The organism is Nesterenkonia populi (assembly GCF_007994735.1).
Taxonomy (GTDB): Bacteria; Actinomycetota; Actinomycetes; order Actinomycetales; family Micrococcaceae; genus Nesterenkonia; species Nesterenkonia populi.
On record NZ_VOIL01000001.1, the window covers coordinates 1,365,460 to 1,378,682 of the forward strand.

Here is a 13,223-nt window from a genome sequence, read left to right on the forward strand (position 1 = left end):
CCACGTCCATAGGACCCCATACCCGCAACGCCCGTAGGATGGACGTCGATATGAGCATCATCTTCGCGGGCACCCCGCCGATCGCCGCCGACTGCCTGCGCGAGCTCCTCGTCGCCGGCCCCGAGAAGCTCGGCGGCGAGATCACCGCGGTGCTCACCCGCCCCGACGCGCCCGTGGGCCGCAGACGCACCCTCACACCCTCCCCGGTGGCGCAGGCCGCCGAGGAGGCGGGGCTCCCGGTGATCAGAGCGGACAAGGTAGACGACGAGGTCGCCGCGCAGCTGAAGGAGCACAGCCCGCAGCTGGGCATCGTGGTCGCCTACGGGGCGCTGCTGCCCCAGCACGCCCTCGACGTCCCTGGGCGCGGCTGGGTGAACCTTCACTACTCGGCGCTGCCCAAGCACCGGGGCGCGGCACCGGTGCAGCACGCCCTCCTCAACGGGGAGACCGCCACCGCGGCCACCATCTTCCAGCTCGAGAAGGGCATGGACGCCGGCCCCGTCCACGCCTCCGCCGAGCACCCCATCGACGAAGGGGTCAGCGCCGGGCAGCTGCTCCAGGACCTCACCAGCCTCGGCACCAAGCTGCTGCTGGATCTGACGCCGAAGCTGCTTGCCGGGACCTCAGCGCCGGCGCCGCAGCAGGGGGAGCCGAGCTTCGCGCCCAAGCTCACCCGCGACGACGCCTGCATCGACCCCGCACGTCCCGCCGCAGAGGTCATGCACCGCACCAACGCCACCATCCCCGAACCCGGCGCCTGGACCTGGATCGGGGAGCAGCGGATCAAGCTCGGCCCCGTCCGACTCTTCCGCGGCGAGCTGCCCGACGATGCTGAGCCCGGCCAGGTGGTCACCGCCGACGAGCACGGCACCCGGCTGCCGGTGCTGGTGACAGGGCAGAGCAGCGGCGTCGTGCTCACCGAGGTGCAGCCTGCCGGCAAAAGGATGACACCCGCCGCCGACTGGCTCCGCGGCCAGCAGCAGACCCCGGTCCTGGGAGGCCACCATGACTGAGAATCCGAACCGCAGCGGCCCCCGCCGCAACGACAGGGGGCGGCAGCGCTCCCGGGGCGGCGGCAATCAGCCCCGCCAGTACTCCAAGGCCGCACCCTCCCAGCGCGCCCGGCGGGCAGACCCCGCCCGCCTCGCCGCCTTCCGCACCGTCACCGCGGTGAGCCGCGACGACGCCTACGCCAACCTCGTGCTGCCCGAGCAGATCCGCCGGGCCAAGCTCGACAAGCGCGACGCCGGCTTCGCCACCGAGCTCACCTACGGCACCCTCCGGGCCGCCGGCACCTACGACCGGATCATCGGCCAGTGCATCGACCGGAAGATCGCTGACCTCGACGCCCCCGTGCTCGACGCCCTGCGCCTCGGCGTGCACCAGCTGCTCGCCATGCGCACCGACGACCACGCCGCCGTCAACGAGACCGTCGGCCTCGTCCGCGACCAGATCGGCGCCGGCCCCGGCGGCTTCGTCAACGCGGTCCTCCGCAAGGTCGCCGAGAAGCCCCTTGAGGCGTGGATCGAAGAGCTCACCGCTGACGCCGACCCCACCGAGACGCTCGCCATCCGCCACGCCCACCCCGCCTGGGTGGTCCGCGCCCTGCGGCAGTCCTTGAAGCTCCACGGCCGCGGGGACGACCTCGAATCCCTCCTCGAAGCTGACAACGCCGCCCCGGAAGTCCACCTCGTCGGGCTCCCCGGGCTCGGGGAGGAGGCCGGGCAGGCCGCACTCTCCTCCGCCGTCGAGGCAGGCGCGGTCCCCAGCGAGCTCATCGAGGGCGCCGCCGTCTACAGGGGCGGCGACATCGGCCGCCTCGCCGGCGTCCGCGACGGCGCACTGCGCGTCCAGGACATCGGCTCCCAATGGGTCGCACAGGCCCTCGCCGAGCCCGCCGTCCAGATGGGGGAGCGCTGGCTGGACCTCTGCGCCGGACCCGGGGGCAAAGCCGCGCTGCTGGCCGCGCTCGCCGCCCAGTACGAGGTCACCCTGCTCGCCAACGAGCCCGCGCCTCACCGGGCCGAGCTCGTCAGCAAGGCGCTCGCCGCCGTGGATGAGAGCGCATGGGGCGTGCGGACCGGGGACGGACGCACCATCGCTGAGACCGGCCACCCCTTCGACCGGATCCTGATCGACGCCCCCTGCACCGGCCTGGGCGCTCTGCGGCGTCGTCCCGAATCCCGGTGGCGGCGTCAGCCCAAGCACCTCGCCGAGCTGACCGTCCTGCAGTCCGAGCTCCTCGACGCCGCCGCCGACGTCCTCGAGCCGGAGGGGCTCCTCGCCTACGTCACCTGCTCGCCGCACCACGCCGAAACCGTCCTGCAGATCGAAGACGTGCTCAAGCGCCGTCCCGAGCTCACGCTGCTCGACGCCGCGGAGCCGATGCGCGAGGTCGCCCTCCCCGCTGGGCGGAGCCTCCTCACCGAGGGGCCCCAGCCGGAGGGGACAGCCGGGAAGACCGTCCAGCTCTGGCCGCACATCCACGGCACTGATGCGATGTTCTTCGCCCTGCTGCAGAAGCAGCCCGAGTGATTCCGCCCACGCTCGGCCGGCTCCCCGGCATTTCCCGGGGCTGAGGGGGGTCGGCGCTGATATGGTCTTGCGCTGTGTTCAGGATGATCAACCCCTTCCGCGATTACGCCTGGGGCTCCACGACCGCGTTCAGCCGGCTCTTCGGCTGGGAGGCCGCCCAGACCCCTCAGGCAGAGATGTGGATGGGCGCCCACCCCACCGGCACCTCCCGGGTGGAGACCGCCGAGGGGGAGACCGTGGGCCTCGATGCTCTGCTCGCCGAACGCCCCGAGCTGCTGGGGGCAGCGGCCGAGCAGTTCGGGCAGCTGCCGTTCCTGCTGAAGGTGCTGGCCGCGGAGAAGCCCCTCTCCATCCAGGCCCACCCCACCGTCGAGCAGGCCAAGGCTGGGTTCGAAGGGGAGGAGTCCGCTGGGATCGCTCTGGGCAGCCCAGCCCGCTGCTATCCGGATGCGCACCACAAGCCCGAGCTGATCGTCGCCCTGACCGACTTTTCGGCGCTGACCGGATTCCGCCCGCACGCCGACGCCGCCGAGGAGCTGGGCCGCGTGCACGCCCTGGCTGAAGAGCGCGGGTACGACGACGCTGCCCTCACCGCGGTGATCAGCACGCTCACCCGGCAGCTGGGAGGGCGGGACTACGCGGCCGCCCTCGACTTCATCCTCGCCTCCGGGCAGGAGCAGACCGCCCAGGCGGCGCAGGCCCTGGCCGCGCTCGTCCAGATGCCGGCCCCCAGTGCGGACCGTCTCAGCGCGGCCGCCTGGGACACGCTCTCCCGGATCGCCGCCAAGTTCCCGGGCGACCCGGGAATCTTCGTGGCCCTGCTGCTCAACCGCGTGGACCTGCAGCCCGGGGAGGGGCTCTACCTGCCCGCCGGCAACCTGCACGCCTACCTCGGCGGCGCAGGCGTGGAGATCATGGCGAACTCGGACAACGTGCTGCGCGGGGGGCTGACGTCGAAGCACATCGATGTCCCGGCCCTGATCGACGTGGCCGAGACTGAGGTCCTGGACGTGCCGAACTGCGTCCCGCAGCTGGTCACCAAGGGACAGCTGGCGTACCGCCCGCCGTTTGAGGAGTTTGAGCTGACCCGCTTCTCCGTGGAGTCCCACGGCGACATCAAGCACCGCCGTCTCGAGAACGCCCCGGGCATCCTGCTCTGCACCGGCGGAAAGCTCACGGTGCTCGCCGACCAGCCCTCCGAAGGCCCCGGGCACCTGAGCCTGAAGCCGGGCGAGTCCGTGTTCATCCCCGCGGGGGAGGCCGTCCGCTTCGGCGGGGACATCGGAACCGCTGCCTACCTGGCCTCCGTGCCCGGGGCTGTGCAGGTCGCCGGATGAGCGGCCTGCACCGGCGTCCGCTGGACCTGCTCGGGCGGATCTGGCACGAGGTGGCGAAGTTCGGCGCCGTGGGCGGCGTCGCCTTCGTCATCGACACGGTGATCTTCCTGTCGCTGATCTCCGGGCCTATGGATGAGTCGCACGTGAAGGCGAAAGCGATCGCCGTCGCCGTCGCCACCCTGTTCTCCTGGCTGGGGAACCGCTACTGGACCTTTCGAAGCCGGCGCACCAGGACGAAGGCCCGCGAGCTGGTCATGTTCGTGACCATGAACCTCATCGGGCTGGCGATCCAGTCCGGCTGTGTGGCGTTCAGCTTCTACGTCCTGGGGCTGACATCCCCGGAGGCGTCCTTCGTCTCCGGCTCCATCATCGGTATGGGCATGGCTATGGTGTTCCGCTTCGTCGCCTATAAGTTCTGGGTGTTCACCGGCGATGCCGAAGAGATCGTCGTCTCTGCCGAGCAGACAGGCTCCGCGGAGGAGCCGCACGCGGTCAGCGACGCAGACATGCTCAGCCCGCAGAAGGACTGAAGAGTCACTCCACCCCTTCCTGGCGGAGCATCTGACTCCAGGTCTCGCCCTCCGGCTCACCCTGGTAGAGCACGACGACGCCGCCGCCGACCAGGGAGCTGATCATCGCCTCAGCCGCTGCGTCGTCCCATGCGGTGACCAGCAGCGGGGGCCTGCCCGGGGCCGGCTCCGGGCAGGCGGTGGGCGGCAGGGCCGCGACGAGCTGGTCGGGGTGCTGGCGGACCTCCGCCGAGACGTCCAGGGCCCAGGCGGGCAGGGCCTCACCTGCGGCATCCTCGAAGGAGCTGTCCAGCAGGCCCAGGGACACGCCTGCGAGCTCCTCGAACTCGGCGTCCTCGTCCTCCGCCCAGAGCAGCGGGTCCGCGGCGATCACCAGCTGCTCCGGGTTCCCAGAGCCCTCCGTACGGACCTTCAGCGGGCCGAGCGCCCGGACGGCCAGATGCACCGCCGCGGTCTTCCAGTGCGGGGGCATGTCGATGACCACCTCGGCCTCCGGGGAGATCTCCCATTCGGAGGAGATGAGGTTGATGAGCTTCACCGCCCAGTTGGCCAGCACCCTGCCGGAGAGCTCCACGCGGTCCCCGGAGCTGCCGTCGTACCAGACCGCCGCGGGACGGGGTGAGGCGGCGAGCCGATCCAGCAGCTCGGCGTAGGTGCTCGGAGGCTCTGCGGCGGTGCCGCCCAGGGTCAGCGATGCCATGCTGACCAGTGTAGAGCTCGCCCGCATGGGGCGCCGCGCCGGTGAGAGACACGCCGGAGCCACTTGACGCCGCAGTGCTTACGCCCGTGTAATTAACCGCGAGGCAAGCGAACGCATGAGTGCATGAGCACTGAATACTTGGGGAGGCCCACACGGTATGGGGAAGGCACAGCACGCAGCCGAGCTGAAGACCAGCGAGGTCGGTGGCGAGCCCTCTGCACGGCGCAGAGGGCTTGATGTTCCCACTGACTGGTTCATCGACCCCGCCGACCCCTCCGCCGCAGACAAGCTGGAGCACGGCTCATCCGCGGATGACCAGGCCACCGCATACCTGCAGGCCGCTGAGGCCCTGGAGAAGGCCGTCGAGGATGAGGTCGACGCCAAAGTCACCTCGCTGACGGACGCCCCCTCCCGCCGCACTGAGATGCCGGCCCGGACTCTTCACGAGACCGGCCGCCCGCAGGAGGTCGCAGGAGAGGCGGAGCGTGAGAACGTATGGCTGGGCATCCCCAGCCTGCTGCCGTCCGAGCAGGTCGAGGGCGAGCTGGCCTGGCAGGTGGATGCCCTCTGCGCCCAGACCGACCCGGAGGCCTTCTTCCCGGAGAAGGGCGGCTCCACCCGGGACGCCAAGAAGATCTGCGGGACGTGCACCGTCAAGCAGGAGTGCCTGGACTACGCCCTGGCCAATGACGAACGATTCGGCATCTGGGGAGGTCTCTCCGAGCGGGAACGCCGCAAGCTGAAGAAGCGGAGAGCCTGATCAGCCCCACCGGCGGTCTGCACATCGCCGCCGTCATCCTGCATGGCGACGGCGATCAGGACGCACATGAGGAGACGCCGGGGGATCGGGCCCGCTCCCTGCATGAGGCCCTCGAGCGCCAGACCCGGCATCCGGACTCGGTCATCGAGCTGCACGGCCCCGAGCGCTCCGGCCCCGAGGACCTCACCCGGTCCCTGCGGTCCCGGCTCATCGAGGATCGGCGGAGTGCCAAGCAGTCCCTCACCTCCGGCCCCGCCGGGGTGCAGCAGACCCCCCTGTGGCGAAAGCTGGAGCGCAGCCTGGGGGAGGGGTTCTCGCCCCGTTACCAATGGCTGTGGATCCTGCCCGCCGGAAGCATCCCGCACCCGGAGGCGCTGCAACGGCTCGAGGAGCGCCTGCTGCAGGAGAAGGACCGACGCGGCAGGGAGCGGGAGGACGCCGTTCCCGTCGAGGTGGTCGGCGCCAAACAGCTGCATGCCGGCTTTTCGGAGGACCGGCTGGTGGATGTGGGGCTGTACCCCGCGCCCAGCGGCGAGATCCTGAGCCTTACCGAGCCGAAGGAGCTGGACCAGGGCCAGTACGACGGTCGCGATGCCGTGCCCGCGGTCTCCGCGCACGGGATGCTCGTCTCGGCGGGGCTCTTCGGCGACCTCGGCGGCTTCGACCCCGGGCTGGAGCCGGAGTACTCCGCCGCCCGGTTCTGCGCCCGCGCCCGGGAGGTGGGCGCCCAGGCGGTCATCGCGCCCCGGGCCCGGATCTACCAGCAGAGCCCGCCGCCCCGGGAGGCTCTGCACCGGCTCGGCGGAGCCCTGTGGCTTCCGGCCGAGCAGCGACGGGCCCAGATCGTCTCCCGCCTGGCTGACGCGCCGGCCTTTGCGGTCCTTCCGCTGTGGCTGGGCCAGTGGGCGCTTGCGCTGCTGCGGTGCCTCGCCCTGATCTGCTGCAAGGCTCCGGGTGCCGGGTTGGGCCAGGTGGGAGCCTCCGCCGCCGGGCTGCTGAGCATCCCGCTGATCGCTCACCTGCGGAGATTCCGTCGGCAGGGCAGACGAGCAGCCCATACTCACCACCATCGGGCGGAGCGTCCCCGACGCACCGCTGAGCCGCTGAGCCGTGCGCAGCTGCGCGCCCAGCGCCGCCAGGACGTCACGGCCGAGACCCTCGCCCCGCAGGCCCGCCGCGGTGCGACCTCCGGGAACCATGAGGACCTGGCGGAGGGGCAGAGCCTCTTCGACGTCGGCGCACAGGGCGGGGAGTTCGACGAGATGCCGGCCCGCCGCTCCGAGGATCGGCTCGGCCTGTTCATCGTCCTGACCGCCCTGACCGGAGTCTCCCTGATCGGCTACCGGGAGCTGCTGACCGCCGGGGTCCTCGGGGGAGGCGCAAGCCTGCCCGTCTCGCCCAGCATCGCTGAGGCCTGGCACCAGGCCACCAGCTTCCTCGCCGCCGACTCCCTGGGGGAGCGGTCCGCCGCCGATCCCTTCTCAGCGGTGCTGCTGGTGCTCTCCGTGCTGTCATTCGGCAATGCCTCAGCGGTGCTGCTGTGGGTGGTGATCCTCGCCGCTCCGCTGAGTGCCGCCACCGCCTGGTGGGCCTCCGGGCTGGTCAGCGGCCGGGCGTTCCACCGCATCCTTGCCTCCCTGATCTGGGGGCTGGCGCCGGTGCTGCAGATTGCCGGGGACCAAGGACGCGTGGGCGCGGTGATCGCCCATATCCTGCTGCCAGCAGTGCTGGTGCTGGCCGTGTACGCCCTGCAGCGACGCCGTGCGGGAGCCTCCGGGCTGGAGCCCGCCGCTGGGGCGGGCCTGCTGCTGGCGGTGCTCTGCGCCGCCGCCCCGGTCCTGATCGTGCTCGCGGTGCTCGGCTGCCTGGCGGCGGGTCTGCTGCTGGGCCGGGCCGGGCGAATCCTGTGGCTGCTGCCGCTGCCCGCCCTCGCGATCTTCGGGCCGATGCTCTTCTCCGCGCTGGACCGCCGCTCCAACTTCCTCGCCGTTCTGCTCGCCGAGCCCGGCCGGGCCCTGCCCTCCGGCCAGGCCGGCAGTCCTGCCCCGCTGTGGCAGCAGCTGCTCGGACACTCCCAGGCCTTCGAACCCGCCGCCGGCCTGCCCGGCGCGATCTCAGGGCCCGCCTCCTGGCTGCCCTCGGTGCTGGAGGGGGACTTCTGGGCGCTGCGGCTGGCGCTGCTGATCGGGGGGCCGCTGCTCGCCGTCGCGGTCATCGCATTCATCGCCGCCCCCGCCCGCAGGGCCCTCATTCCGGCGGGCCTCTTCGCCCTGGCCGCCCTGATGCTCTCCGCGGCCGCGGCCCGGCTGACTGCTGGTGCGGCCGGCACCCAGCTGGTGCCCGCGCACACCGGGCCCCTCGTCTCAGTGGTGCTGCTGTGCCTGCTGGTCAGCGCAGTCGTCGTCCTCCGCACCGCAGGCGCCGGGGGACGAGCCGGCAGCTTCCTGCCGGTCGCCTCCACGCTGCTGGTGCTTGCGGTGTTCGCCTCCGCGGTGTTCTGGGCAGCTCCGCGCCTGCTGCCGGCCTCGGACCTCTCCGACCGGACGGTCACCGCCGTGCACCACGAGCAGGTGCTCGTCGGACCGGGCAGCCTGCGCGAGATCCCGGCCTCCGCGGCGGACCAGGGCACCGGCCCGGAGCAGCTGCGCACCCTCATCCTGCAGACCTCCGGCGAAACGGTCGAGGCGGAGCTCGTCGCCGGCCGCGGCCGGATGCTGGATGCTCAGCGCACCCCCGCAGCTGTGACCGGCCTGCCGCTGACCGTCGGAGCGAGCACCGGGGAGCCTGAGCTGCGGGCCTCCGAGGAGCGGGTCGCAGAGCTCGTCTCCGCCCTGCGGACTCCGGGCAGCAGCGATGTCGGCACCCTGATGGAGGAGCTCGCCGTCGGGCACATCCTCATCCCCGGAGGCGAAGAGACGCTCACCGACGCCGCAGAGACCGCCCAGGGACTCATCAGCGTGGGGCCCACCGACCGGGGGCTGCTGTGGCGCGCGGAGGAGCCGATCTCCTGGGCGCGGATCGTCACCGCAGACGGTGACGTGCAGGCCCGCCTCCCCGCCGCCCAGCACCGCATCGACGCCGAGCTCTCGGAGGATGACTGGACCGGTGAGGCTGAGGCCGGCGAGGAGCTCTTCCTCGAACTGTCGGTGGAGCGGGCACGCGGCTGGCACGCGGAGCTCGACGGCGAGCAGCTGCGCGCCGCCACCGAGAGCTCCACCGGCGAGGAGGAGCTGCCCTGGCTGCGCCGCTTCCACCTGCCTGATGGCGCCGATGCTGCTGAGCTGGACGGCAGTCAGCTGACGGTGATGCACCGCTCTGCGATGCAGCCGCCGATTCTGCTCGGGGTCGGGCTGCTGCTGGTCCTGCTCATCCTGGTCGCCCTGCCCCTGCCGCGCAGCTGGCGCATCATGCCGGTCGCCTCCCGTGAGCAGCTCGAGACCGGGCAGGCCGAGTCGAGCGCCCCGGAGACTCCGCGAGAGGAGACGAGGGCATGAGCCGTGTGACCCGCCGCCTGCGCAGGCAGCGCCGCCAAGCCCGGCGGGCCGCGCACCAGCAGAGGCGCCAGGGGCAGGGCCCTGAGACCCAGCAGGTGCCGGAGCAGTCCTCTGGCGCCGCTGAGGCGGGCACGCCGAGGCCGGCCCGGCACGCGGCCGGGGTGCGCCGCGCGCCCCGGGGCCCGCGCGCCCTCACGCTGGCCGCAGGGCTCGGAATCCTGGCGCTCGGCGCCGGCTCCGCCGTGCTCAGCGCCTTGAACCCTGAAGGGCCCGCCACGGGCGCCTCCCCGGTCCACACCGTGGAGCTGGACCAGGGAGCCCAGCCGGAGGTCTGCCCGCCCACCCATGAGGACGCGGACGTGGAGAGCCTCACCCTCGGAGATGATGACGACGACGATGCGGCGTCGGCGGTCATCCACCACGCCGAGGAGGGCCCGTCGGCGTCACTGGCGTCCTCGTACTGCACGGTGCCGCAGCGCAGACAGGTCTTCCTCGGCCCGGAGACCGGCGGCGGAGCCGACTCCGCCCTCACCCTGACCAACCCCTATGACCGGCCCGCCACTGTGGAGGTGACCACTGTGGGGGAGGACGGTGACCGGGGCGCCCTGGGCTCCACCACAGTGCTCGTTCCCGCGGAGGAGGACCGGCAGGTCAGCATCGCCGGGCTCGCCGAGGGTGAGGAGCCGCTCGCCGTCGAGGTCACCGCCTCCGGGGCCCCGGTCGCCGCGGACCTGCGTTCGGCCCGCACCTCCGGAAGCACCAGCCTCGGCGCCGAGCTGCTCACCGGCCAGGTCGAGCCGGAGGCCGCCCATGCCCTCGCGGGCGTCCCGATGCCGGATGCCGGCTCGGACACCGACCCTGCCGAGCTCTGGCTCTACGTTCCGGAGTCGGAGCACCCCGGGGAGGCTGCCGTGGAGCTGCAGGTCTTCGGCCCCGAGGGCCACATCATCCTTGAGACCCCGGGCGTCTTCACCCAGCCGCAGGGGACCCTCTCCGTCGTCGAGCTGGAGGGCGTGGAGGACCCCGGTACCTACGATCTCCTCGTCACCACCACGGCGCAGTCCGGGGCGGAGCAGGAGCCGGTGCCCAGCTACGCGGCCGTCCGCACCGCTGGGGACGGGCAGGAGGTCGTCACCGAGGCGGAGCAGGACCCCGTCATCGAATGGGACCCTGTCACCGGACTTCCCACGGAGGTGGAGCAGGACCCGGAGGAGGTCGCCTCCGAGCCGGTGCCCGACGTCAGCTGGATCACCTCCTCCGGGCCCCTCGGCCCGGGGGACCGTCTCCCCGCGGAGGCGGAGGAGGCTGTTCTCCATCTGTTCAGCACCGGGGACGACGACGCGTCCGTCACCCTGGCGGGCGGGGAGCAGACCGATGTCGCCCCCTACTCCTCCGCCCAGGTGGAGCTGAACGGGGATGGCCCCTTCGTCGAGGTTGAGCAGAGCACCGGACGGATCCATGGCGCCGTCATCCTCCGTGATGCCGAGGGCCGCTTCACAGTGATCGGTCCGCCTCCGGCCGAATCCGGCGAGACCAGCGTGCCGGTCACGCTGCGCCGCTGAGAAGGGTCTAGGGTCGGGGCCGTGGATTCCAAGCGACGGTGCAGCAAAAACGGCTGCGAGGGGCCGGCAGCGGCGACTCTGACGTACTCGTACCAGGACTCGACCATCGTCGTCGGGCCCATCAGCCTCTACGCCGAGCCGCACACCTACGACCTCTGCGCGCCGCACGCGGACTCTGTCAGCGCGCCCCGCGGGTGGGAGGTCCTGCGCCTGAGCTACACGTCGCAGAGCCCCAAGGACCCCCAGGACGATGGCGATCTCCTCGCCCTCGCCGACGCAGTGAAGAAATCTCAGGACGAGCCCGCCGCCCAGGAGACGGCTGAGCCCGGCTCACTCCCGGCCCGCGAGAAGCCGACTCCGCTCACCGCGCCCACAGGCCACCCCAACTCCGCGGACCCCACCGCTCACAGGGGCCACCTGAGGCTGATCTAGGCTCCGGCGAGACGGCTGAGGAGCCGCTGCTGACGGTGCTGGGCACTGACCAGCCGCTGGTACTCCCTGTTCCGCCGCTCCGCCATCACCGCGGCCAGCAGCTCAAAAGGCGACGACGCCGGCGGCTGCGGGGACACGTACTGCCGCACCTCAGCGGCAAGCTCCTCCGCCACGGCCTCCAGAGCACGCATGTTCCGGGCCCTGCCGGACTGCTCGACGGTCCGCAGCAGCCGGCCGGTCTGCACTGCGAGATCCTCCGGGAGGCGCCCGATGTCGGCTACCTGGGTCCAGGAGGACATCATCGGCGGCACCGGCAGCATCATCGGCCTCATCCGCGGGTGCCGGGAGGCCACCCCGTAGGTGCCCGCCACCAGGTCGCCGAACCGCTTGCCGCGCCGGGTGACCAGGGCGCACACCACTGAGAGCATCCCCATGGTGAACAGCTCCAGGATCAGCACCAGGCCGCGGAGCAGAGCGTGCCGGAACCGGATCGAGCCGCCGTCGTCGCGCACCACACGGACGCCGAAGACCCACTTGCCCGGAGACCGGCCCCGGGAGAGGGTCTCCACAGCCACCGGCACCACTACCAGGCAGAAGATCACCGTGGCTGTCATCACCGCCGCGGCGGCTGCCTCGTTGGCGGCCGCGGGAGCGCCGAAGGCCCCGAGCAGCAGCATCATCGCCAGGAGCAGGAGCCCGTAGACGAACAGGTCCAGCAGCAGCGTGGCGCCCCGTGTGATCAGGGAGACCGCCGGCAGATCCAGGGAGACCGCTTCGGAGGTGAGCACGCTGCGCCGCATGCACGCTAGCCTAGCGGCCATGGATATCGACGCGTTCCACCGGGTGCACCATGGCTCATGGGACCGGTTGGAGGCCCTGGCGCGCCGCCGGCGGCTCACTGCCGCGGAGGTGGACGAGCTGCTGGTGCTGTACCGGCGAGCCTCAGCGCACCTGTCGATGATCCAGGCGGCCGAGCCTGATTCCCCGGCAGTGGCGCAGCTCTCTGCCACCCTGGGGCGGGCCCGGGCGCACCTGACCGGAACGGGGCCGCAGGTGGTCGCCTCGGCCGCCTATTTCGTGGCCCAGACCCTGCCTGCGGCGCTGTACCGGCTGCGCTGGCTGACGGTCGCTGTGACCGTCGCGTGGCTCGGCGTGGCCGTGATGATGGGGATCTGGGCGGCGAACCATCCCCAGCTGGACCTGCTGCAGCCGCCGGAGCAGCGCCAGGCCTACGCGGAGGAGGAGTTCGTCAACTACTACTACGAGCACCCCGGCTCAGCGTTCGCGTCCCAGGTGTGGACCAACAACGCCTGGATCGCGGTGCAGTGCGTGGCGTTCGGGGTCACGGGGATCTACCCGGCGTTCGTGCTGATGGTGAACGCGGTGGGCGTCGGGATGGCCGGCGGAGTGATGCACGAGCAGGGTGCGGCCGCGGAGTTCTGGATCTACATCCTTCCGCACGGTCTGCTGGAGCTGACCGCGGTGTTCGTCGCCGGCGCGGCGGGTCTGCGGATCTTCTGGTCCTGGGTGGCCCCGGGCCGGATGCGTCGGACTGATTCTCTGGTTCAGGAGGCGCAGCGGCTGATCACCGTGGCAGTCGGCCTGGTGTTCGTGCTGCTCGTGGCAGGGGTGATCGAGGGGTTCGTCACGCCGTCGAACCTGCCCTATTCGGTGCGCATCGCGATCGGCGCGGCCGCGCTGGCCGCGTTCTGGGGGTACACGCTGATCCTCGGCTCCCGGGCGGCGAAGGCCGGGGTGAGCGGCTCGCTGGGGGAGTACGATGCCGGCGCGCACCAGCTCACCGCCTGAGCGCGGCATCGCGATTGCGCCCACTTTGAGACTCTCCGGGCGTATTGGGGGGCCAAACCCCGCC

Annotated in this window: 11 protein-coding genes; 9 read left to right on the plus strand and 2 right to left on the minus strand. The window is 71.9% G+C overall.

Features of this window, described 5'->3' with window-relative positions:
* Positions 1-50: 50 nt before the first annotated feature.
* The 4 genes from fmt (at position 51) to FWJ47_RS06360 (ending at position 4,402) form a co-directional block, all read left to right on the plus strand.
* The gene (fmt, locus tag FWJ47_RS06345) at positions 51-1,013 is read left to right on the plus strand and encodes a methionyl-tRNA formyltransferase (protein ID WP_147105683.1); all 963 of its coding nucleotides are present in this window, start codon (positions 51-53) and stop codon (positions 1,011-1,013) included.
* On the plus strand, positions 1,006-2,535 hold the full coding sequence (locus FWJ47_RS06350) for an RsmB/NOP family class I SAM-dependent RNA methyltransferase (protein ID WP_147105687.1): 1,530 nt from the start codon (positions 1,006-1,008) through the stop codon (positions 2,533-2,535). The genes fmt and FWJ47_RS06350 overlap by 8 nt, the downstream gene beginning before the upstream one ends.
* An 83-nt stretch (positions 2,536-2,618) precedes the next feature.
* Positions 2,619-3,872, plus strand: a complete 1,254-nt coding sequence (manA, locus tag FWJ47_RS06355) for a mannose-6-phosphate isomerase, class I (protein ID WP_246126324.1) — start codon at positions 2,619-2,621, stop codon at positions 3,870-3,872.
* Positions 3,869-4,402, plus strand: coding sequence for a GtrA family protein (locus tag FWJ47_RS06360; RefSeq protein ID WP_147105693.1), 534 nt, complete (start codon positions 3,869-3,871; stop codon positions 4,400-4,402). Before manA ends, FWJ47_RS06360 begins: the two co-directional genes overlap by 4 nt.
* A gap of 4 nt (positions 4,403-4,406) precedes the next feature.
* On the opposite strand, the gene FWJ47_RS06365 is transcribed toward FWJ47_RS06360, so the two are convergent.
* Positions 4,407-5,102 carry a TIGR03089 family protein gene (locus FWJ47_RS06365; protein WP_147105697.1) on the minus strand — a complete coding sequence of 232 codons (696 nt, stop codon included), beginning with the start codon at positions 5,100-5,102 and terminating at the stop codon, positions 4,407-4,409.
* Between the two features lie 157 nt (positions 5,103-5,259).
* Here FWJ47_RS06365 and FWJ47_RS12260 point away from each other — a divergent pair, with 157 nt between their 5' ends.
* From FWJ47_RS12260 to FWJ47_RS06385, 4 genes are all read left to right on the plus strand, one after another.
* Positions 5,260-5,862, plus strand: coding sequence for a WhiB family transcriptional regulator (locus FWJ47_RS12260; RefSeq protein ID WP_147105701.1), 603 nt, complete (start codon positions 5,260-5,262; stop codon positions 5,860-5,862).
* Between the two features lie 260 nt (positions 5,863-6,122).
* Complete coding sequence (locus FWJ47_RS06375; RefSeq protein WP_147105704.1) at positions 6,123-9,356, plus strand: glycosyltransferase family protein; 3,234 nt, start codon at positions 6,123-6,125, stop codon at positions 9,354-9,356.
* Entirely contained in the window at positions 9,353-10,918 is a 1,566-nt protein-coding gene (locus tag FWJ47_RS06380) for a DUF5719 family protein (RefSeq protein ID WP_147105707.1), read from the plus strand. Before FWJ47_RS06375 ends, FWJ47_RS06380 begins: the two co-directional genes overlap by 4 nt.
* A 21-nt stretch (positions 10,919-10,939) precedes the next feature.
* Positions 10,940-11,350, plus strand: a complete 411-nt coding sequence (locus FWJ47_RS06385) for a DUF3499 domain-containing protein (RefSeq protein WP_147105710.1) — start codon at positions 10,940-10,942, stop codon at positions 11,348-11,350.
* Here FWJ47_RS06385 and FWJ47_RS06390 read toward each other — a convergent pair.
* Positions 11,347-12,150 carry an RDD family protein gene (locus FWJ47_RS06390; protein WP_170228509.1) on the minus strand — a complete coding sequence of 268 codons (804 nt, stop codon included), beginning with the start codon at positions 12,148-12,150 and terminating at the stop codon, positions 11,347-11,349. The two genes, FWJ47_RS06385 and FWJ47_RS06390, sit on opposite strands and share 4 nt — an antisense overlap.
* Positions 12,151-12,169: 19 nt before the next feature.
* Here FWJ47_RS06390 and FWJ47_RS06395 point away from each other — a divergent pair, with 19 nt between their 5' ends.
* Entirely contained in the window at positions 12,170-13,159 is a 990-nt protein-coding gene (locus tag FWJ47_RS06395) for a stage II sporulation protein M (protein WP_147105716.1), read from the plus strand.
* The last annotated feature ends 64 nt before the right edge of the window (positions 13,160-13,223 follow it).